The sequence below is a fragment of the Novosphingobium sp. Chol11 genome, from assembly GCF_945870625.1.
Taxonomy (GTDB): Bacteria; Pseudomonadota; Alphaproteobacteria; order Sphingomonadales; family Sphingomonadaceae; genus Novosphingobium.
The window spans coordinates 128,381-149,786 of the sequence record NZ_CAMBTS010000001.1 but is presented as its reverse complement, the minus strand read 5'-3'; the positions used below and the strand labels follow the sequence as shown (position 1 = coordinate 149,786).

General features: G+C 62.0%; 19 protein-coding genes. 7 read left to right on the top strand and 12 right to left on the bottom strand.

The window, feature by feature from the left end:
• The 5 genes from Q0O40_RS00630 to Q0O40_RS00610 all read right to left on the bottom strand — a co-directional run.
• Positions 1 to 350: dihydroxy-acid dehydratase (locus Q0O40_RS00630; RefSeq protein WP_295524860.1), on the bottom strand; the 350-nt coding region annotated here is incomplete at its 3' end.
• A gap of 174 nt (positions 351 to 524) precedes the next feature.
• On the bottom strand, positions 525 to 1,190 hold the full coding sequence (locus Q0O40_RS00625; protein ID WP_295524858.1) for a hypothetical protein: 666 nt from the start codon (positions 1,188 to 1,190) through the stop codon (positions 525 to 527).
• 123 nt (positions 1,191 to 1,313) lie between these two features.
• On the bottom strand, positions 1,314 to 2,042 hold the full coding sequence (locus tag Q0O40_RS00620) for an N-formylglutamate amidohydrolase (RefSeq protein ID WP_295524857.1): 729 nt from the start codon (positions 2,040 to 2,042) through the stop codon (positions 1,314 to 1,316).
• Between the two features lie 9 nt (positions 2,043 to 2,051).
• Positions 2,052 to 2,849, bottom strand: a complete 798-nt coding sequence (locus Q0O40_RS00615; RefSeq protein WP_295524855.1) for a 4-(cytidine 5'-diphospho)-2-C-methyl-D-erythritol kinase — start codon at positions 2,847 to 2,849, stop codon at positions 2,052 to 2,054.
• Between the two features lie 30 nt (positions 2,850 to 2,879).
• On the bottom strand, positions 2,880 to 4,526 hold the full coding sequence (locus tag Q0O40_RS00610; RefSeq protein WP_295524853.1) for an electron transfer flavoprotein-ubiquinone oxidoreductase: 1,647 nt from the start codon (positions 4,524 to 4,526) through the stop codon (positions 2,880 to 2,882).
• Positions 4,527 to 4,554: 28 nt separating this feature from the next.
• On the opposite strand from Q0O40_RS00610, the gene Q0O40_RS00605 reads away from it, so the two are divergent.
• Genes Q0O40_RS00605 through Q0O40_RS00590 form a run of 4 tightly spaced genes read left to right on the top strand, consistent with a single transcriptional unit; the run spans position 4,555 to position 8,790 of the window.
• Positions 4,555 to 5,373, top strand: a complete 819-nt coding sequence (locus Q0O40_RS00605) for a uracil-DNA glycosylase family protein (RefSeq protein ID WP_295524851.1) — start codon at positions 4,555 to 4,557, stop codon at positions 5,371 to 5,373.
• Positions 5,374 to 5,393: 20 nt separating this feature from the next.
• Positions 5,394 to 7,148, top strand: coding sequence for a lytic transglycosylase domain-containing protein (locus tag Q0O40_RS00600; protein ID WP_295524849.1), 1,755 nt, complete (start codon positions 5,394 to 5,396; stop codon positions 7,146 to 7,148).
• Positions 7,138 to 7,665 (top strand): molybdenum cofactor biosynthesis protein B, encoded by a 528-nt coding sequence (gene moaB / locus Q0O40_RS00595; protein ID WP_295524846.1) that lies wholly within the window; start codon positions 7,138 to 7,140, stop codon positions 7,663 to 7,665. Before Q0O40_RS00600 ends, moaB begins: the two co-directional genes overlap by 11 nt.
• 57 nt (positions 7,666 to 7,722) lie before the next feature.
• Positions 7,723 to 8,790 (top strand): PA0069 family radical SAM protein, encoded by a 1,068-nt coding sequence (locus tag Q0O40_RS00590; protein ID WP_295524844.1) that lies wholly within the window; start codon positions 7,723 to 7,725, stop codon positions 8,788 to 8,790.
• Positions 8,791 to 8,836: 46 nt separating this feature from the next.
• On the opposite strand, the gene Q0O40_RS00585 is transcribed toward Q0O40_RS00590, so the two are convergent.
• The 6 genes from Q0O40_RS00585 to Q0O40_RS00560 form a co-directional block, all read right to left on the bottom strand.
• Positions 8,837 to 9,256 (bottom strand): DUF1330 domain-containing protein, encoded by a 420-nt coding sequence (locus tag Q0O40_RS00585; RefSeq protein ID WP_295524842.1) that lies wholly within the window; start codon positions 9,254 to 9,256, stop codon positions 8,837 to 8,839.
• Between the two features lie 12 nt (positions 9,257 to 9,268).
• Complete coding sequence (locus tag Q0O40_RS00580) at positions 9,269 to 10,876, bottom strand: long-chain fatty acid--CoA ligase (protein WP_295524840.1); 1,608 nt, start codon at positions 10,874 to 10,876, stop codon at positions 9,269 to 9,271.
• Between the two features lie 23 nt (positions 10,877 to 10,899).
• On the bottom strand, positions 10,900 to 14,496 hold the full coding sequence (dnaE, locus tag Q0O40_RS00575) for a DNA polymerase III subunit alpha (RefSeq protein ID WP_295524838.1): 3,597 nt from the start codon (positions 14,494 to 14,496) through the stop codon (positions 10,900 to 10,902).
• 190 nt (positions 14,497 to 14,686) lie between these two features.
• Positions 14,687 to 15,175, bottom strand: coding sequence for a glutathione peroxidase (locus Q0O40_RS00570; RefSeq protein ID WP_295524836.1), 489 nt, complete (start codon positions 15,173 to 15,175; stop codon positions 14,687 to 14,689).
• Positions 15,176 to 15,245: 70 nt separating this feature from the next.
• On the bottom strand, positions 15,246 to 15,935 hold the full coding sequence (locus tag Q0O40_RS00565; RefSeq protein ID WP_295524834.1) for an ABC transporter ATP-binding protein: 690 nt from the start codon (positions 15,933 to 15,935) through the stop codon (positions 15,246 to 15,248).
• Positions 15,928 to 17,169 carry a lipoprotein-releasing ABC transporter permease subunit gene (locus Q0O40_RS00560; protein WP_295524832.1) on the bottom strand — a complete coding sequence of 414 codons (1,242 nt, stop codon included), beginning with the start codon at positions 17,167 to 17,169 and terminating at the stop codon, positions 15,928 to 15,930. Before Q0O40_RS00560 ends, Q0O40_RS00565 begins: the two co-directional genes overlap by 8 nt.
• A gap of 227 nt (positions 17,170 to 17,396) precedes the next feature.
• Here Q0O40_RS00560 and purF point away from each other — a divergent pair, with 227 nt between their 5' ends.
• From purF to Q0O40_RS00545, 3 genes are all read left to right on the top strand, one after another.
• Positions 17,397 to 18,884 carry an amidophosphoribosyltransferase gene (purF, locus tag Q0O40_RS00555; protein ID WP_295524830.1) on the top strand — a complete coding sequence of 496 codons (1,488 nt, stop codon included), beginning with the start codon at positions 17,397 to 17,399 and terminating at the stop codon, positions 18,882 to 18,884.
• An 11-nt stretch (positions 18,885 to 18,895) separates the two neighbouring features.
• Complete coding sequence (locus Q0O40_RS00550) at positions 18,896 to 19,606, top strand: SDR family NAD(P)-dependent oxidoreductase (RefSeq protein ID WP_295524827.1); 711 nt, start codon at positions 18,896 to 18,898, stop codon at positions 19,604 to 19,606.
• Between the two features lie 94 nt (positions 19,607 to 19,700).
• The gene (locus tag Q0O40_RS00545; RefSeq protein WP_295524825.1) at positions 19,701 to 20,069 is read left to right on the top strand and encodes a PilZ domain-containing protein; all 369 of its coding nucleotides are present in this window, start codon (positions 19,701 to 19,703) and stop codon (positions 20,067 to 20,069) included.
• A 50-nt stretch (positions 20,070 to 20,119) separates the two neighbouring features.
• Here the strand turns inward: Q0O40_RS00545 and Q0O40_RS00540 are convergent, their stop codons facing one another.
• Positions 20,120 to 21,391 (bottom strand): cyclopropane-fatty-acyl-phospholipid synthase family protein, encoded by a 1,272-nt coding sequence (locus tag Q0O40_RS00540; protein WP_295524823.1) that lies wholly within the window; start codon positions 21,389 to 21,391, stop codon positions 20,120 to 20,122.
• Positions 21,392 to 21,406: the final 15 nt, after the last annotated feature.

Genomic DNA, 21,406 nt, shown 5'->3' with positions numbered 1-21,406 from the left:
ACCATCGCATCGGCGCAGTGGGCATTGACCATGAATTCCACGCTGTCCGCGATCAGTTCACGGCTGGGCAAGCTGTAAAGCATCCCGTCATGGCCCATCGCGATGCCATCATCGACCGCGATTGTGTTGAACTCTTTGGCCACGCCGCCCGCCGCTTCGATCTCGCGCGCGACCAATTGGCCCAGATCCTTGAGGTGGACATGGCCCGGCACGAATTGCGTGAAGGAATTGACCACCGCGATAATCGGCTTGCCGAAATCGCCGTCCTTCATCCCCGTCGCACGCCAAAGCCCGCGCGCGCCCGCCATATTGCGGCCATGGGTGGTGGTGCGTGAACGATAGACGGGCATTGGGCGAACTCCGGAATGAGGCGATTGCTTATGTGGGTGGCCTCGCATTCCTTACTTCAAGGGCATCACGCCGTCGAAAGTAAAGTTCGCAACCACTTTGTGGGCCTGCAGCCGATGTGGCGAGCGCCGCCACCTTGGCGATCGAGGACAGCAAAGGCCTTTGTGCGAAATCATCTAACCGGCTTCGCGAGTATCCTTTTTGCCGCTGGACGAGAGGCGGCTTGCAAGCTTGTCCCAAACGCCCTCCAGATATTCTGTCGATTGCGCCGCGACCCCGATAAGCGCATTCCTCGCCCATTCCGAGTAGTCAGCCGTCGTCGTTGCGACGCTCGCAAAAAAACTTACGATACAAGCACTTGCGTCGCTCAACCCCTTTGAGATTGGCTCTCCGAAAGTCTGCCACGCCTTTGCTCCAAAGTAAGCCTTTGCCACGCCCTCCGCATCAATTGCAGGGCCTTCCTCCGCCGCCCTTGCAGCGTCCGCATGATTCTCATAAAATCGATAGGCTATGTAACTGGCTAGCCCCAACAGGATTAGCGCAGTCGCAAGATTCGTCGTTGATACAGCAAACGCGCCGTGTGAGATGGCGGGAAGCAAAGATCCCTTCACCGCCACAACCTTGGTGCCAAGACCAGCATTGGCAAGCACCGACTCGATCGGCAACGGAAGTCCGTAGAAATAACAATACGCGCCTGCTGCGACGACAGCAATTCCGGCTACGGTCACAACAGTTGCCGGTGCTGTTGCAATAGAAGCAGCACCTCCAGCCAATGAAGCCAATGTCGTGCCGGCCGAACTGAATGCAGATACCACCGATGCGGGAATAAGCGTGTTTGCCACGTATCCGCCGTATGCGTGGACAATAAGTCCGCCTCCCACGTGCTTGAAAAGGTAGATTGGCAAGAAAGGGACCGTTAACACCGCCACTGTATTTCCCCCAAAAGAGACATGATGCTGCTGCTATCAACAATCCAAGCTTACTGCTATCAAATTGGCGATCCGGGCGAGCCTTTCCGCCCAGAGTGCTTGACCCGCCTCATCACCGATCTCGTCCTGCCGCACTTCGATGCCGAGATAAGGCCGCCCCTCCGCTTCAGCATGCCGGTTCATCGTCGCGTTCAGCAATCGGCCTGAATAAGGCTGCTGGTCGCCCACCGTCAGATTCTCAGCCTCAAGCAGCGGGATGGCGAGGCGCGGGGCGCGATCATCACCGTTGTAAAGCACACCGACATGCCAGGGACGTGCCCCCCCCGGATCGCTCGCGAGTCGCGGGGTGAAGCTATGCAGCGAGAGGATCAGCGAAGGCGGCATGGCGTCCAGAAGATCGGCCAGCGCTGCATGATAAGGCCGGAAAAACCGCGCGAGCCGCGCTTCCCGTGCCGCCGCATCGAGGGCATTTCCGGGAATGGCATAGCCATCGCTGGCAGCAGGTATAACGGCGGGTTGATGCTCATCGCGGTTCAGATCGCAGACCAGACGGCTTGTGCCTGCAAGAAAAGCGGCTGTGCCGGCGCGCTCCGCCATCCGCCGCGCGACTGCGGCCACTCCGATGTCGACGGCGATGTGCTGCTCCAACAGCGCCGAATCGATGCCAAGGTCGATGTTATCGGGCACGCTGTTCGACGCATGATCGCAAACCACCAGAATTCCGCCAAAGCGGGGCACCCCGATGATCTCGAACGCTTCGCTCATCGGCCCATCCTAGCGCAGCCTGCCCGCAAGTTGCCACCACTCTGCGGGAAGCAAGGCTTGTGCCGCCGCCAGTTCAGCCGCGGTCTCGTAAAGCGCAAAGCATGTCGCGCCCGAGCCCGACATGCGCACCAGCCATGCGTTGCTAGCGCGCAAAGCCGTCAGGACATCGCCGATTATGGGAACAAGCGCGAGCGCTGGTGCTTCAAGGTCGTTGCGGCCCTCGCTCGCCATCTTCCGCACATTGCCGGACGGCAAAGGTCCGCGATCAAGCGCGTCCCACGCCTTGAACACCGGGCCGGTGGCCAGCGGAATGCGCGGATTGACCAGCAGCACCGGCATTCCGGCAAGATCGCTATCAATCTCTTCCAGTTCGGTGCCCGTGCCTAAACCAATACAGGTACGGCTCAGCACACACGCGGGAACATCGGCCCCAAGCGCCGCGGCGCGGGCACGCCAGTCATCTGGCAGGCCCGCTGCGCGCTCGACCATGCGGAACACCGCGCCCGCATCAGCCGAGCCGCCGCCAAGCCCCGCCGCAACGGGAAGCCGCTTTTCCAGTGTCACCGACCAGCCCTGAGCGCGGGGCAATGCGAGCAGCGCCTTTGCGACAATGTTTTCCGCAAAGTCACCGAGCCCAGCTCCGAACTCGCCAACCGTTATGAGTTTGTCCTGCGGCGCCATGCTGACCTCCAGCTCGTCGCCGGCATCGACAAAGGCAAACACGGTTTCCAGCTCGTGGTAGCCATCGTCCCGCCGCCGCCGCACATGCAGGGCAAGGTTTATCTTGGCGTAAGCGGTCTCTTTCATGGCCCCCGACTCCCGTTTCCGGGGAGAAACTTACATATTCGGATAGTTGGGCCCGCCCCCGCCTTCGGGCGTGACCCAGTTGATGTTCTGGGTCGTATCCTTGATGTCGCAAGTCTTGCAATGCACGCAGTTCTGCGCGTTGATCTGCAGGCGCGGCGCACCTTCCTCGACACCGACAAATTCATAGACCCCTGCCGGGCAGAAGCGCGCCTCCGGGCCGCCATAGATCGGGAGATTGATGTGCGTGGGCACCTCCGGATCTTTGAGCGTCAGGTGGCAAGGCTGGTCTTCCTCGTGGTTGGTATAGGAAAATGCCACCGAGGTCAGACGGTCGAAGCTGATCACGCCGTCCGGCTTGGGATAGACGATCGGGCTATAAAGGTCGGCGCGCATCGTCGCTTCGTTGTCGCTGTGATGCTTCAGCCCTGGCACCGGATTGATGCGGAGCACCCGCGCCCACATATCCATGCCCGCCAGCACGGTGCCCAGCGCGCCGCCGAACTTGGCCGCCAGCGGCTGCGCGTTCTGCACAAGCTTCAGTTCCTTGGCGATCCAGCTGTTGCGCACAGCGGCATCGTAATCGGCCAGCTCGTCATGCTCGCGTGCTGCAGCCAGCGCCGCAATGATCGATTCGGCCGCCAGCATCCCGCTCTTCATCGCGGTATGGCTGCCCTTGATGCGCGGCACGTTCACGAAACCGGCCGAGCAGCCAATCAGCGCGCCGCCCGGAAACGCCAGCTTGGGAACTGATTGCCAACCGCCCTCATTGATCGCGCGCGCGCCATACGACACGCGGCGACCGCCCTCGAGGATGGAGCGGATATCGGGATGCTGTTTCCAGCGCTGGAATTCTTCGAAAGGATTGATCCACGGATTGGCATAATCGAGCGCCGTCACAAAGCCGAGCGCGGCCTGATTGTTCGCCTGATGATAGAGGAAACCCCCGCCAAACGCACCGTTTTCGGAAAGCGGCCAGCCTTGGGTGTGGAGTACACGGCCGGGCACATGCTGCTCTGGATCGATATCCCACAATTCCTTGATGCCAATGCCGTAAACCTGCGGCTCGCAATCGCGCTCAAGGTCGAACTTCTTCTTCAGACTCTTTGTGAGACTTCCGCGCGCGCCCTCTGCAAACAGGGTATATTTTGCATGCAGCTCCATGCCGCGCTGGTAGTCGGCCTTATGCGATCCGTCCTTGGCAACGCCCATATCGCCGGTTGCAACCCCAATTACCGCACCGCTATCGTCGAACAGCACCTCGGCAGCGGGGAAACCGGGAAAAATCTCGACGCCGAGATCGGTGGAGCGCTCGGCCAGCCAGCGACACAAGTTGCCCAGACTGCCCGTGTAGTTGCCATGGTTCGACATGAACGGAGGCATCATGGCATGCGGGAGCGCGGTCTTGCCAGTGCTGCTCAGCGCCCAGTGCCAATTGTCGGTTACCGGCACTTCGGCCATCGGGCAGCCGTCTTCGCGCCATGTCGGCAACAATTCATCGAGCGCCCGAGGATCGACGACCGCGCCAGAAAGGATGTGCGCGCCGATTTCTGATCCCTTTTCAAGGATGCAGACCGATATCTCGGGATTGACCTGCTTGACCCGAATTGCCGCCGCGAGGCCCGCCGGCCCGCCGCCGACAATCACCACGTCATAGGGCATCGATTCCCGCTCGCTCATTTTCTTCGGCTCCGGCTGACAAGTTCGAATGACTCAGAGAGTTTGCCTTGAAAGCTGGCGCAAGCAAGGTCAATACCACTTGGTGACAGGATCAAGCGCGCCAATAAGCACAGGAACGTCGGGCTCTTTCGCCGCCGCGCTTGCATCTGCGCTGGATTGGTGGCGCGAGGCGGGTGTCGATGCGGACTTTACCGAGCTGCCGCAGGATTGGCTGGCCGAAGCGCAGCCAGCGCCTGCTGCAATCCCGATGGCCCAGCCGGTGGAGACGAAGCCCGCGCCGCAAATCGGCGGGCCAACGGCAAGCTGGCCCGAAAATCTGGCCGAATTCTCAGACTGGTGGCAAACAGAACCGACGCTTGCGCCAGCAGGAGTTCACCGTGTGCCCCCTTCCGGTGCTGGCCATTCGCCGCTTATGGTGCTCGTCGCCATGCCAGAGGAAGGTGACCGAGAAACGCTTCTTTCGGGCAAGGCTGGTCATCTGCTGGCGGCGATGCTGGCGGCGATGGGCTTGGCGCGGGATCAGGTGTACCTCGCCTCTGCGGTCCCGGCGCGAACCGCACTGCCCGATTGGGAAGCGCTGGCCAGCGCAGGTTTGGGCAAGGTGCTGGCGCACCATATCAGGCTCGCCGCGCCGCAACGCGTGCTTGTGTTCGGGCGCAGCGGCATTTCGACGCTGCTTGGCAACGGGTGGGCGCAAACCGCTGCAAATTTAGGGAATTTTAACCATCATTCTGGCAGCGTGGCGATGATGATGGCAGTAGATCTTGAAGCTTTGCTGGCATCGCCTGGGCTGAAATCGGGATTTTGGAACCGCTGGCTCGAATGGACGGGAATTGCGCAGCAATGATCAGGTGGCAGTTCCGGCGCATGGCAATGAGCAGCCTTGCCGCAATCGCGGCTGCATGCGCCGCTTCGCCCGCTTCGGCCAACAGCGCCGCTGCTGAGTACTTTCGGTCGCGGGCAGATCGCACGGCGGTTCCCGGGCTGCTCAGCCAGGACGACCGGGATTATTACAAGCAACTGTTCAGCGCGATCGAGCGCGAAGAGTGGAGCGGGGTTCAGGCCTTGCTGACCAAGCGCAGTGACGGCCCGCTGCATGCCGTGGCCCAGTCGCAATACTATCTAGCGGCCAGTTCGCCCAAGGCACCGCTTCAATCCTTAAGCAATTTGCTGGCCACAGCGCCCGGCTTGCCCTGGTCCGAACAGCTTGGCCGCCTCGCCATCAAGCGCGGCGCCAGCGAAGTGCCCGCGCTGCCCAGCGCGCAGCAGATGTTCACATTGCCCGGCATCACTAAGCGCAACAAGCCGCGCTCGGTCGCCGATGGCACCATGCCGGAAAGCATTGCCCAGGCGATCCAGGAGCGGATCAAGAATGATGATCCTGCGGCCGCCCGGCTGTTACTTGATGGCATCGACAGCGCGCTCTCGCCAGCAGCGCGTTCCGAATGGCGGCAGCGCGTGGGCTGGGCCTATTACATCGAGAATGACGATGCCAATGCGCGGCTGCTATCGCTCACCGCAAGCGAAGGCGGCGGGGCCTGGGCGGCAGAGGCAATGTGGACAGCCGGGCTTGCGGCCTGGCGAATGAACGATTGCATGGGCGCAGCCGAGAGCTTTGCGCAGGCTGCGACGATGGCGCAGAATGATGAGCTTGCCTCGGCAGCTAACTTCTGGTCGGCACGGGCATGGATGCGCTGTCGCAAGCCGGAGAAGGTCGCGGCGGCACTGCGCGGCGCGGCACGCAGCGGCGATACGCTTTATGGCATGCTGGCCGCAGAATCACTGGGCCTGCGCGGCGATGCCCCCACAACCTCTAGCGCCGACTTTTCAAGCAAGGATTGGCAACAGCTGCGCGCGGTGAACAATGTGCGCATCGCGGTCCAGCTGGCCGAAATTGACGAGGACGGGCTCGCTGAGGAGGTATTGCGCTATCAGGCCCGCATTGGCGAGCCTGCGCAATATGCGCCTTTGTCGCGGCTGGCGCGCGATCTCGGGCTTCCGGCAACCCAGCTGTGGATGGCCTACAACGCGCCGGTTGGTGCAAGACCAGATGAAGCGGCGCGCTTTCCCGCGCCCAAATGGGTGCCCGCGAATGGCTGGAAAGTCGATCCAGCCTTGCTCTTCGCGCATTCATTGCAAGAATCCAATTTCCGCGCCGCCGTCACCAGTCCGGCCGGTGCCAAAGGGCTGATGCAGGTCATGCCGGGAACAGCCCGGGATCTGGCCCGCTCTCAGCCCGAAATGGCTGGGCGCGATCGCCAGCTCGATGTGCCGCAGATAAACCTTGCGTTCGGGCAGAGTTACCTTGCGCAGCTCAGCCAATCGGATGCAACGCGCGGTTTGCTGCCCAAGGTCATTGCGGCCTACAATGCCGGGCCAGCGCCAATCGGACGCTGGAACAGCGAAATCCGCGACGCAGGCGATCCGCTGTTGTGGATGGAATCGATCCCTTATTGGGAAACGCGCGGCTATGTGGCGATCGTGATGCGCAACTACTGGATGTATGAACGTCAGGCTGGCGGGGTATCAGAAAGCCGGATCGGTCTCGTGCAGGGACTTTGGCCCAAATTTCCCGGCCTCGTCGGCGCAGCAAACGTAAGGATTGCCTCCAATGGCGGTTGATCCGGATCGCATCTTCAAACCTATCAACATCGCGCTGCTCACCGTATCCGACACGCGCGGCCCCGGTGACGACACGTCCGGCGACATTCTTGCCGAGCGGATCAAGGCCGCTGGCCACCACTTGGTGACACGCGCGATCGAAAAGGACGAGGTGCCGCGCATCGCCACGCGGCTCAATAACTGGATCGATGACCGCACGGTCGACGCCGTGATCATCACCGGCGGGACGGGCCTGACCGGCCGCGATGTCACGCCCGAGGCGCTCGAACTGGTCAAAACCCGCGATATCCCCGGCTTTGGCGAACTGTTTCGCTGGCTTAGCTTCAAGACCATCGGCACCAGTACGATCCAGTCGCGCGCATGCGCGGTGGTGGCACGGGGCACCTATATCTTTGCGCTGCCTGGCTCGAATGGCGCTGTGAAGGACGGCTGGGACGGTATTCTCGCCGAGCAACTCGATAGCCGCAACCGCCCGTGCAATTTTGTCGAGTTGATGCCCCGCCTGCTCGAAAGCTGATCGCCTTGGCGCAGGCCATGAGCTTGCGTTTTTGTTCCTAATATGTTCCAGTGTGCTATGAAGATTCGTGGCAGAGGTGCGCAATCCGTTATTGGCCCGGCCCGCTTCGGGCTCGCTGCGCGGGAGGATGATCGCGATTGGCTGGATGCCAGCACGATCATCGATGGTGCGCCAGCACCTTTGCGGACGACTGTCGTCGAGGAATTTCCCAAATCGATCCTGACTTTCAACCAGTCGCCCGATGTGCCCTTCGACCGGTCTTTGAACGCTTATCGCGGCTGCGAGCACGGCTGCATTTATTGCTACGCCCGCCCGACCCACGCCTACCACGATCTGTCCCCGGGCCTTGACTTTGAAACCAAGCTATTTGCCAAACCACAGGCTGCAGCGTTGCTGCGCCAGACCTTTGCCAAACGGGGATACAGCCCGAAGCCTTTGGCGCTGGGGACCAACACCGACCCTTATCAACCGATCGAAGCTCGTTACCGCATCACCCGGGCGGTGCTCGAATTGTGCCTGGAAACACGCCACCCGGTCACGATCACAACCAAATCGGCGCGTGTGCTGGATGACCTAGATCTGTTGCGGGAATTGGCGCGGCAGAACCTCGTCGCGGTCGCGCTGTCGGTGACCAGCCTTGATCCCCGGCTTTCAGAAATCCTCGAACCGCGCGCAACTTCACCGGCCAAACGCTTGGCAGCATTGGGAAAGCTGGCCGAAGCGGGGGTCCATGCCCATGTCTCGGTTTCGCCGATCATCCCCGCAATCACCGATCCGTTCATCGAAGACATTCTGGCGCAGGCAGGGAAGCAAGGCGCGCTATCGGCCATCTGGATCATGCTGCGCCTGCCGCATGAGGTGGCACCGCTATTTCGCGAATGGCTTGAGGTTCATTTCCCTGACCGAGCGGCCAAAGTCATCAGCATCGTCCAATCGGCGCGGGGCGGCAAGGATAACGATCCGGCATTCTTTACGCGAATGAAGCCGCAAGGGGTGTGGGCCGATCTGATCCGCGCGCGCTTCCGCATTGCCTTGAAACGTGCCGCAATCCCGCAAGCAAAAGCAATCCTCGATGGCAGCATGTTTCGTCCGCCCTCGCCCGACGGGCAATTGTGCATGCTATGACAAGGGTCTGCCAATCGGCGCCGACGGCCGTGCGCCGGTGGCCGGATCAGATATCGCGGTCAGGCGCAAATCGGACGAGGCGCGAATCTTCGACCGCAGCCTGGCGGTGCACGACGACCGGCGCGTAGTCCGGATCCTTGACCATCCCCATGAAGGCCGCCGCATCGGGGTAGCTCATCACGAAGCTTTCATCCCATGGCCATTCACCGGGGCCGGTGACGACCGCCTCAAATGCGCCCTTCCACACGATCCTGCCGCCCGCGCGCGCCAGCACCGGCTGAATGGTGCGCATGTATTCGGCATAAGCCGCGGCACCCGTCAGCCCTGCGCCCGCCAGATCGTGCCCTTCCGGATAAGCGGCCATAGCCTTGAACCTGATGAGATTGAGCATGTGAATCGGCGTGTCGCGCGGCAAAGCCTTGAACAGGTCGAAATTCTCTCGGCTCGGATCGATGTAGGTGCTCATCGGCTTGCTCCTTCAGGCGTCCCAGCGGTAATCGCGAAACTGCTCGCGCAGGTCCTTCTTGCTGATCTTGCCGGTGGCGGTGTGCGGGATCTGGTCGACGAACGCCACGGCATCAGGCAGCCACCATTTCGCCACACGTTCGCCCAGAAACGCGCGCAAAGCATCCTCACAGACTTCAGCATCGGTCTTTTTGACCACGATCAGCAGCGGACGCTCGTCCCAACGCGGATGGGCGATACCGATGGCAGCGGCTTCGGCCACGCCGGGAAAGCCGATCGCCGCATTCTCCAGTTCGACAGAACTGATCCATTCCCCGCCGGATTTGATGACATCTTTGGTGCGGTCAGTCAGCTGCAACGTGCCATCGGGATGGATCACGCCGACATCGCCGGTATCGAACCATTGGTTGGGGTCCGTCGCGTCGGCCTCCGCCTTGAAATAGCGCTTGATGATCCAGGGCCCGCGCACTTGCAAGGCGCCCGCTGTGATACCGTCACGGGGCAAGACTTGCTCGGGATCGCCCAGATCGACGCAGCGCACCTCGACCCCGAAGGGCACCCGGCCCTGCATTGCCTTGACGGAAATCTGCTCATCAAACGAGAGATTGTCCCAGTTCCAGGTTTCCGCGCCGGTCGTGCCAATCGGCGACGTTTCGGTCATCCCCCAAGCATGCGCCACGCGGATGCCGGATTTCATCAAACGCTCGATCATCGCGCGCGGCATGGCTGAACCGCCGCAAACCACCGTCTTGAGGCTCGCCGGGATATCGGTTCCAGTCTTATCATAATGCTGGAGCAAGCTGAGCCAAACCGTTGGCACACCGGCAGAAGTATTCACACGCTCGCGCTCGATAAGCTCGCTCAGCACCGCAGGGTCATTCACCGCGCTGTAGACGAACCGCGCTCCTGCCGCAGCACCTGACCACGGCAATCCCCAAGCTGCTGCGTGAAACATGGGAACAATCGGCATCATCACGGTGCGCGCATCCATGCCGAAAACGCCGGGGATCATGCCAGTCATGGCATGAAGCACGGTCGAGCGGTGCTCGTAGAGTACGCCCTTGGGATTGCCGGTGGTGCCGCTGGTATAGCAAAGCATGCACGGATCGCGCTCATCCCCGTCGGCCCATTCGCCAAGGCCGTCCTCGCCGGCGATCCACTCCTCGAAGTGTTCGGCAGGTTCATTGCTATCGAAGCAGATGTAAGTTTCGATGGAGGGCCAGCGCGGCTTCATGCGCTCGACCAAAGGCGCAAATGCCTTGTCGAACAGCAGAACGCGGTCTTCGGCATGATTGACGATATAATCGAGCTGGTCTTCAAACAGCCGCGGGTTGATCGTATGGAGCACCGCGCCGACGCCCACCGCGCCATACCAAGTCACCAGGTGGCGGTGATGGTTCATGGCCAGCGTGGCAACCCGCTCGCCGGGGGCAATTCCGATCCGGCGCAGCTTTTGGGCCATGCGCATCGCGTCATGGCGAATGGCCGCCCAATTTGTCCGACTTTCGCTACCATCTGCCCAGCGCGAGACGATCTCGCGGGTGGCGTGTTCGCGTGCTGCGTGATCGATCAAGTGCGTTACCCGCAGCTTCCAATCCTGCATCGCCCCAAGTTGCATCATCCCTGTCCCTCAATCCGATTTTGTTATTCAACGAGCCGCAAGTGGCGTTGCGGTTTTGCCGTTAGCGCCACATTGCCAAGCCCTTGCACCGGAAGCAATCGTTCGATGAGCTCGCCATCGAGGCGGAAGTTGTTTCCCAGTCGGATCAGCGGCTCGAGCGCGCCACCGGTGCGCAACCGGGCGAAGACTTCGCCGCATGCTTCGGCAGCGCGCGGCAGCAGCATCGCAAGCTCCGCAATCGCCTCAATCCGCGTCACGTCGAGCCGCAATTGCATCTGGGCAGAACTCGTGACCGAGGCCAGCGGCCGCGCACCGCGCACCGTGATCCGGGGAGGATCGGCGGGATTGGGCCGATCCAGCTCCACCGTCAACAATACGCAGGTGCCCTCGCGCGCCCATTGCAAGAGGGGATCGACCAGCGCCTCCTCGAAACAGGAGGCGGAGAACTGCCCGCTACTGTCTGAAAAATCGGCGAGGATGAAATCCTTGCCGCGCTTGGTTTTGCGGCGCTGCGCATTTTCAACCAGCACTGCCATTTGCGCACTTGCGCGCGCCTCTCCGCCCCCTTCTCCGCCGCCTGCCATCAAGCTGCCATACGTGCGCGCGCCGTTAGCCGAAGCGACCACGCGGTATTCCTGCGTGGGATGCGCGGCAAAATAAAACCCGAAGTTTTCGCGTTCGGCCGCCATCTGCTCGGCGCGGGTCCAGGGCTTGGTTGCGGCCAGCCGGCTTGCGGGCACCGCGTGATCCTCAGCCCCGAACAACCCGCCTTGTCCCGAGGTGCGCGCGCGCGCGGCCTCGTCTGCCACCGCCATCAGTAGCTCGGCATTGGCGGTGATCATCGCGCGATTGGGCTCAAGGCCATCGAGCGCGCCGCTGGCGGCCAGCGCTTCCAGCCCGCGCCGATTCATCGCGCCTGCTGGTAGGCGGCGAAACAGCTCATCGAGGCTCGCGAACGGCCCATTGACCTGTCGCTCGGCGACAATCGCGTCCATCGCCTTCTCACCCACATTGCGAAGTCCGGCGAGCGCATAGCGCACGCCGTAACCTTCGTCGGTCCGCTCAACAGTGAACTCGCCTTCGGAGAAATTGATATCAGGCCCAGCGAGCGCGACCCCGCTGCGGCGCATGTCATCAACAAAAATAGCAAGTTTTTCAGACTGATGCATGTCGAAGCACATAGAGGCTGCGAAGAACTCGTGCGGGTAATGCGTCTTGAGCCACGCGGTTTGATAGGCCAGCAGCGCATAGGCGGCCGCATGGCTCTTGTTGAAGCCGTAGCCTGCAAACTTGTCGATCAAGTCGAACAGTTCATTCGCCTTGGCCGCCTCGATTCCGGAAACCGTCTTGCAGCCATCGACAAAGCGCTGGCGCTGCGCGTCCATTTCAGCCTGCACCTTCTTGCCCATGGCGCGGCGCAGCAGATCGGCATCGCCCAGCGAGTAGCCTGCAAGCAGCTGCGCGGCCTGCATCACCTGTTCCTGATAGACGAACACCCCATATGTCTCGGCCAGAATAACCGAAAGCTTTTCATGAGGGTATTCAATGCTTTCAAGGCCATTCTTGCGGCGGCCAAAGAGGGGAATGTTGTCCATCGGCCCCGGCCGGTAGAGCGAAACCAGCGCGATGATATCACCGAAACTGGTGGGTTTCACCGCCGCAAGCGTGCGCCGCATGCCTTCGGATTCAAGCTGGAACACGCCCACCGTGTCGCCTGCCTGCAGCAGTTTATAGACTTGCGGATCATCCCACGCGAGCCGATCAAGATCGATGGTAATCTCGCGCAGCGCGAGCAGGTCGATTGCCTTGCGCAGCACCGACAGCGTCTTGAGGCCAAGGAAGTCGAACTTCACCAGGCCGGCTTCCTCGACATATTTCATGTCGAACTGCGTGACCGGCATGTCCGAACGCGGATCGCGATAAAGCGGGACGATCTGCGCCAGCGGGCGGTCGCCGATCACCACGCCCGCCGCGTGGGTCGAGCTGTTGCGCGGCAGGCCCTCGAGTTGCATCGCCAGATCGATCAGGCGGCGCACTTCGGGGTTGCGGTCGTATTCGCGGCGCAGCTCCGGCACGCCATTGAGCGCGCGGGGGAGCGGCCAGGGGTCGGTGGGGTGGTTGGGCACCAGCTTGCACAGGCGGTCGACTTGTCCATAACTCATTTGCAGGATGCGCCCCGTATCGCGCAGCACCGCGCGGGCCTTCAGCTTGCCGAAAGTGATGATCTGCGCGACGTGGTCCTCGCCGTATTTGCGCTGAACATAGCGGATCACCTCGCCGCGCCGGGTTTCGCAGAAGTCGATGTCGAAATCCGGCATCGAAACGCGCTCCGGGTTGAGGAATCGTTCGAACAGCAGGCCAAGCTTGATCGGATCGAGATCGGTGATGGTCAGCGCCCAGGCGACCAGCGAGCCGGCGCCCGAACCGCGCCCCGGCCCCACCGGAATGCCCTGCTCCTTGGCCCACTTGATGAAATCGGCCACGATCAGGAAGTACCCGCCGAAGCCCATGCGGTTGATGATGCCGATCTCGAATTCGAGCCGGTCGCGGTATTGCTTGACCTCGTCCCAGTGGCCAGCGGCCTTGAGCTGCTCGAAGGTCCGTTCTTCCAACTCGTCCACCAGGCAAGTCAGCGCGTCGACCAGTTCATCGCACACTGTTTCCGGGTAGTATGGCTTCATCCGCGCCACGAGGCCGGAGCGCGAATCCTCGCCCATCATGCGCGCCTCGCCTTCCTTGTCGCCTGCAAGGCTGGGCAGGATCGGCTTGCGATAGGGCGGCTTGAACGCGGTGCGCTGCGCGACGACGAGCGTGTTCGCCAGCGCCTCGGGCACGTCGGCGAAGATCTCCTCCATCATCGGGCCGCCCTTGATCCACCATTCGTTCGAAGAACGCGGGCGGTCGGTGCTGTCGACATGGGTGGAGCTGGCGATGCACAGCAACGCATCGTGCGCGGGATAGAACGCCCGCTCTGCAAAGCAAGCCGGATTGGTGGCGACAAGCGGAATATCGCGCGCATAGGCGAGATCGATGAGCCCAGCCTCGGCGGCCATTTCCGCCACATCGCTCCGCCGAGCGAGCTCGATGTAAAGCCGCTGGGGGAACAGCGCCTCAAGCTCGGCCAGATAAGCTTCCGCCGCGATGGCTTGTTCGCCAGCAAGCAGCCTCACGAGCGCGCCCTCCCCCGCCGCTGTCAGGCACAGCAGCCCATCGGTGCGGCCCTTGAGTTCGGCAAGCGGAACATGCGCCTCGAATTCCAGCGGACGGCCAAGGTGCGCATGGCTGACGAGGTGGCAGAGGTTCTGATACCCCGCCGCATCCTGCGCATAGAGCGCGAGCCAGTCGATCGTGGGCGCGCTGGCCCCGAAACCCGTCGGCGCGGCACCTTCGCGCGAGGGCCGCGCGACAGCGAGCATCGTGCCGATGATCGGCTGCACACCCATGTCGAAGCAGGCCTTGGCAAACGCAACGCTGCCATAAAGCCCATTGCGATCGGTGATCGCGGCCGCCGGAAACCCCCGCTCCGCCGCCGTCTTGGCAATCGCCTTGGGATCAATCGCCCCGTCGAGCATCGTGTAGGAGGAGAAGATGCGCAGCGGAACGAAGGGAGTGTTGGACATCTGGGAAGGTTAGGGTTTGGGCGGCGATTCTGCGAGGGTCGGGGCGCGCTTTTTCCACTTGGGATTGGGCTTATCCAAACCTGACCTCCCGTTCGTGTCGAACGAAGTCGAGACACTGCACGCCACGCCAAGGTGTCTCGACTTCGCTAAACACGAACGGATGTGACGGGCTTCTGGAGGAACGTGCCCCTTAAAGCAGCGCCGCAATATCCGCTTCCAGCTTCTCCGGCTTGTCCGTCGGGCCATAGCGGCGCACGACTTTGCCATCGCGGCCGATCAGGAACTTGGTGAAATTCCATTTGATGCCTTTGGTGCCGAGCACGCCGGGGGCGGCGTTCTTGAGCCATTGGTAGAGCGGATCGGCCCCGGCGCCGTTGACTTCGATCTTGGCCATGAGCGGGAAGCTTACCCCGAAGTTGACCTTGCAGAAGGTGTCGATTTCCTCCGCCGTGCCCGGTTCCTGCCCGCCGAACTGGTTGCAGGGGAAGGCCAGCACTTCGAAGCCCCGGTCCACATACTTGCGCCATAGCGCCTCCAGCCCGTCGTACTGCGGGGTGAATCCGCACTTGGAGGCGGTGTTGACCACGAGCAGGACCTTGCCCGCCTTGTCTCTCAGGCTATGCGCCTCGCCGTTCGGCAGCTTCACGGAAAAATCGGCGATAGTCTGAGGGCTGGACATTTGCGCTTCTCGCAGTTCGCTAAAGTACAAACGTCGCACGGGGATGCCCGGGGATCAAGGGGTGTGCTGCTTACGCCAGCAGCCCTTCGTGCAACCGCAAGACCCGGTCCATCCGCAGCGCCAGTCGCTCGTTGTGGGTGGCGACGATGGCGGCGCTGCCTTCCTCGCGCACCAGTTTGAGGAATTCATCGAGCACGCGGTTGGCGGTCGCCTCGTCCAGATTGCCGGTCGGCTCGTCGGCCAGCACCAATGCGGGGCGATTGGCGAGCGCGCGGGCGACCGCGACGCGCTGCTGTTCGCCGCCCGAAAGCTGGCTGGGCCGGTGGGTGAGCCTGTGGCCGAGGCCGAGCGCGATGAGCAAATCGTGCGCCCGTTGCTGCGCGGCGGCGGCACGCTTGCCCACCACAAGCTGCGGCAGAACAACGTTCTCTGTTGCATTAAAATCGGGCAACAAGTGATGGAATTGATAGACAAAACCCAGATGATCGCGCCGCACCGCCGTGCGCTCATCACCTGAAAGTTGCGCGGTTTCGATCCCGGCGATCTCGATATTGCCCGCAAACCCGCCTTCAAGCAGGCCGACCGCCTGCAGCAGCGTCGATTTGCCCGAACCAGAAGGCCCGAGCAGCGCGACAATCTCGCCCGGCCGAACGTCCAGATCGATGCCGCGCAGCACTTCGATCGTCTCGCCGCCTTGGGTGAAGCTCCGCTTGAGGCCGCGCAGCCGCACCACCGAAGGAACTCGGTCATGGTCACTCATAGCGCAGCACCTGCACCGGATCGGTGCTCGCGGCCGTCAGCGCGGGATAGAGCGTGGCAAGGAAGCTCAAAACCAGCGCCATCACGCAGATCATGGTGATTTCGAAGGGATCGCTGCGGCTGGGCAGATCGGTGAGGAAGCGGATCGAGGGATCCCACAAGTTTTGACCTGTGATGAATTCGACCGCGCGAACCACCTGTTGGCGGTAATAAAGGAACACGAACCCCAGCCCCAGCCCGACTGCAGTGCCCAGCGCGCCGATCACGAAACCGATGGTGACGAACACTTTCATCAGGCTGGTCCGCGTTGCCCCCATCGTGCGCAGGATCGCGATGTCGCGGGTCTTGGCGCGCACCAGCATGATGAGGGACGACAGGATATTGAACACCGCCACCAGCACGATCATCGACAACACGATGAACATCGCCACCCGGTCAACCGCCAGCGCTTCAAACAGGCTGGCGTTCATCGTGCGCCAGTCGGTCACTTGCGCGCGGCCAGCCAATTCCTGCTTCAAGGGGGCCATGATGTTGCCCACCCTATCGGCGTCCTCGGTAGTCACCTCGATCATGCCGATGGTGTCGCCGGTCAGCAGCAAGGTCTGCGCGTCGGCGATCGGCATGACGACATAGGCCTGATCGTAATCGTAAACCCCGATCTCGAAGATCGCGCCCACTTGATAAGCGATCTGGCGCGGGACAGTGCCAAACGGGGTCGAGCGGCCCTGCGGATTGATGATCGTGATCGTGTCGCCCACTTGCGCGCCGAGATTTTCTGCGAGCCGCGAGCCGATTGCGGCCGTTGATGTCCCCATCTGGAGCGAGGCAAAATTGCCCGCCACGCGCTTTTCGGCCAGCCGTTTCAGATCGCCTGTCGTATTGCCGCGCACCAGAATGGCTTCCACTCGCCCATTGAAGCTGGCGAGCAAAGGCTGCTCGATCAGGGGCGAGGCGCGCGTAACGCCGGGGGTTTTTTCCACGCGCTTCAGGATATCCTGCCAATCATCCAGCCGGCCACCATAAGCCTGGATCACCGCGTGGCCATTAAGACCGACGATTTTGTCGAGCAGTTCGGCGCGAAAACCGTTCATCACGCTCATCACGATGACCAGCGCGGCAACCCCGAGCATGACCGCCACAAGACTTATCCCGGCGACCATCGCGATAAATGCCTCGCCGCGCCCCGGCAGCATATATCGCTTGGCGATGGTCCATTCGAAGGGCGAGAGGATCAAACGGGGGACTTTCGCTCGAAGCGGGATAAACGCGCAGATGTGGCGCGCGATGTAGGGGCAGTTTCCCGCTGAGGCAAGCTGCACCGCAGCAGGCCTGCGGTCCTGTGTCGCCGCGTGCCGAGTCCCCCTTGCGTTATGGTGCAAAGGTCGCCACATACTCGCCAACCAAGGCCGGAGCGCCGGCGCCCGTGCGGACTCACGCCCAACTCATGAAATTTCTCCCTTCAATGGCAGACACTAAGCCTGATGCGGGCCCATACTTTGGCGCAGACGGCGATGGCGACAAGCTGCGCGAAGAGTGCGGCATTTTCGGCATTCTGGGCGCGCGCGATGCCGCCGCGATCGTCGCCCTCGGGCTTCACGCGCTCCAGCACCGCGGCCAGGAAGCGGTCGGGATCACCAGCTTCGATGGGCAGGAGTTTTATTCGCGGCGCGGGCTCGGCCATGTGGCGCAGAATTTTTCGAGCGGCCATGCCATTGCCGAGCTTCCCGGCGAGATGGCGTCGGGGCATGTGCGCTATTCCACCACCGGCGGATCGGGCCTGCGCAATGTCCAGCCGCTGTTTGCCGATCTCGCCTCGGGCGGATTTGCGATTGCGCACAACGGCAACATTTCGAACGCGATGACGCTGAAACATGAGCTGGTCCGCAAGGGCGCCATTTTTCAATCGACGTCCGACACCGAAGTTATCATCCATCTGGTCGCCACCAGCCGTTACCCTACATTGCTGGATCGGTTCGTTGATGCGCTGCGGCTTGTCGAAGGCGCCTATTCGCTGATCTGCATGACCAACCAGGGCATGATTGCCTGCCGCGATCCGCTGGGTATCCGCCCTCTGGTCATGGGACGGCTTGGCGATGCGCCGGTCTTTGCCAGCGAAACGGTGGCGCTGGATGTGATCGGCGCGGATTTCGTGCGCGAGATCGAAGCGGGCGAACTGGTCGAAGTTGATCTCGACGGCACCATCCGCTCGCACCGGCCGTTTGGCGCAACCACGGCGCGCCCCTGCATCTTCGAGCATGTCTATTTCAGCCGCCCGGATTCGCTGATGGGCGGCATGTCGGTCTATCAGGTGCGCAAGGCAATCGGCGCCGAGCTGGCGATCGAGGCACCCTGCGTAGCCGATCTGATCATCCCGGTTCCTGACAGCGGGGTGCCTGCCGCCCTCGGATATGCCAACCAATCGGGCATTCCATTTGAGCTCGGCATCATCCGCTCGCACTATGTCGGGCGAACTTTCATCCAGCCTTCGGACGGCGCGCGGCACGCGGATGTCAAGCGCAAGCACAACGCTAATCGCGCGCTCGTTGCAGGAAAGCGGATCGTGCTGATCGACGATTCGATCGTGCGCGGGACGACATCGATGAAAATCGTGGAGATGATACGCGATGCTGGCGCCGCAGAAGTGCATTTTCGCGTCGCCAGCCCGCCCACGGAGAATTCGTGCTTTTACGGCGTGGACACGCCCGAACGCTCGAAATTGCTCGCCGCGCGAATGGATGTGGCCGCCATGGCCAAGTTCATCAAGGCCGATAGCCTTGCCTTTGTTTCGATCGCCGGGCTTTACCGCGCGGTTGGCGAATCTTCGCGGAATGCGGCGCGGCCGCAATATTGCGATGCCTGTTTCACCGGCGATTATCCCACGCGCCTGACCGATCTGGTCGATCGGGACGGTTCCGACCAGCTCTCGATGTTGGTCGAAAAGGTAGGATGATGGAGGCCGGCATGCGGCCGCTGGAAGGCCAGTTGGCGCTTGTAACCGGGGCAAGCCGGGGCATCGGCGCAGCAACGGCCAAAGCGCTGGCTGCGGCCGGCGCGCATGTCATTCTGGTGGCCCGCACCGCTAAGGAGCTTGACGCTGCCGAGCAGGCAATCTTTGACGGCGGCGGTTCCGCCACGATTGCGCCGGTCGATCTCAGCGAAGTCGATGGCATTGCCCGTTTGGGAGCCGCGATTGGCGAGCGCTGGCAGGCTCTCGACATTCTGGTGATCAATGCGGCGGTGCTGCCACCGCTAACCCCGGTGTGGCAGATGCCTTCGCAAGATCTCGTGCGCGCGATGACGCTGAACGTGATGGCGACGCAAGCACTGATCGCGGCATTCGATACGATGCTCAAACGCAGCAGCAACGCGCGCATCATCGGCATGACCAGCAGCGTCGGCCAAAAGCCGCGCGCCTATTGGGGGGCTTACGGCGCTTCGAAGGCAGCGTTCGAGAACCTGCTTGAGACGTATGCTCAGGAAGTAGGGGCAATCTCGAACATCAAGGTGGCCATCCTCGATCCCGGTGCCACGCGCACGGCGATGCGGGCCAAGGCCTATCCGGGCGAGGACCCCGCCAGCGTTCAGCCGCCCGAGGTCGTGGCCGACCGGATTGCCGCGCTGCTGACCACAGGTTTCGCAAACCGGCATCGCGAACGAATTAACCAGCACTGACAACCTGTTACCCTAGCTTCGCGGTAACATTTCCGGCTCAAGGTTGCATTAGTGTTACGGCACAAGGAGGCCGTACCGAGCCAGGAACACGCCCATGATCAAGAGGTGGCCCGCCCGCAGCCCCGATCCGCCGGGTCTTGACCGTTTCCGATATGATATCGCAGCGCAGGAGGACCGTTGCGCGCTGCGAACGAAGGTTAGCATCCCGGCAATATTGCGCCGGTCGACCGCCAAGGGCTTTCGCACCGTGGTCAATGATCTCTCAATTGCCGGCTTCAGTGCAAAATCGCCCAATCGCATGCACGTCGGTTCGATTTGCTGGCTTACTTTGCCAGGGCTGGAATCGCTCCAATCCGAAGTGATCTGGTGGCAAGGCGGCGTGGTCGGCTGCGCGTTTGCCAGATTGCTGAGTCCGATCATCCATGAGCACATCGTCAGCCGTTACCCTGACGAAGACGATTAAATACGCGAATAAATGAAGATTTTTCCAACCTAAAGTTAACATTAGGTTAACTAAATGCGCTTGATCAGCGTCACCTGGCTCACGGTAATGCCGCCGCCGGTAAATCCGCCTTCGCAGTACATGAGGTAAAACCGCCACAGCCGGACAAACCTCTCATCGAAAGCGGGTGGCATGCGTCCGGCCTCCACCGCCTCGTCGAAGGCGCGCCGCCAATCGTTCAGCGTGCGCGCATAATCGGGGCCGAAATCCTCTTGGCCCTGCCATTCAAAGCCGCGCGCCTCGGCCAGACGGCGAAACTCGCGCGTGCTCAGCAGCATGCCGCCGGGGAAAATGTAGGTCTGGATGAAATCCGCGCTGCGCGCATAGGCTTCGAACAATTCATCGCGAATGGCGATATACTGGATCGCGGCGCGACCGCCGGGGGGCAAGGCGCGTGCGACACAATCGAGATACGAAGGCCAGTAAGTTTGGCCGACCGCCTCGACCATTTCAGCGCTGATCACCGCATCGAATTGCCCGGTGACATCGCGGTAATCCTCAAAACGAAATTGAGTACCCGGGATTGGTTCAATCGCTTGGCGCGCGCTTGCCCATTCGATCTGTTGGCGCGAGAGGCTGATGGCGGTTACTTCCGCCCTGCGCTGCGCGGCCAAATAGCGGGCAAGATAGCCCCACCCGCACCCGATTTCGAGCACGCGGCTGCCGGGGGCAAGCGCCAGCCGGTCGGCCAGCAGGCGGGCCTTGTTGCGCTGCGCTTCCTCCAGCGGAGCACCGTGTGCGATCCCCTCCCACCGCGCGCTGGAATAGCTCATCGTGCTGTCGAGCCACTGCGCATAGAAATCATTGCCGAGGTCATAATGTGCAGCGACGTTGTGTTTCGCGCCCTTCCGGCTGTTCCGGCGCAAGAAGTGGAGCATTTTCGCCGCAATCCGCCATGGGCCTTTGGCGCGCAAGGTATCACCCAGATGGACCGCATTGCGCATGACCAATGCAAACAGCGCTGCAGCGTCGGGGCTTTCCCACTCGCGCGCTTCAAATGATTGGTAAAACCCGACAGAACCTCCTGTCGCAATGCGGCCAATGGCGCGCCAATCATGGATCGTCAGTTCTGCAACAGCGCCATCCTGATGCCCGCCGAGGAGCCGCGACCGACCGCCGGGGAGATGCAACAGCAACGAGCCGACCTTCAGTCCCTGATCCACCTGGTCGAGCACGCGCTCGATCCGCCCCGCAAAGATACGGGCCAGAAACCCGCTCGAAGCGGCAACAGGCATAGTGCCCGCACCAAGTTGCCCACCCCTTCCGGGCGCCTGCGCGTTCATGCCGCCGCTATGCCG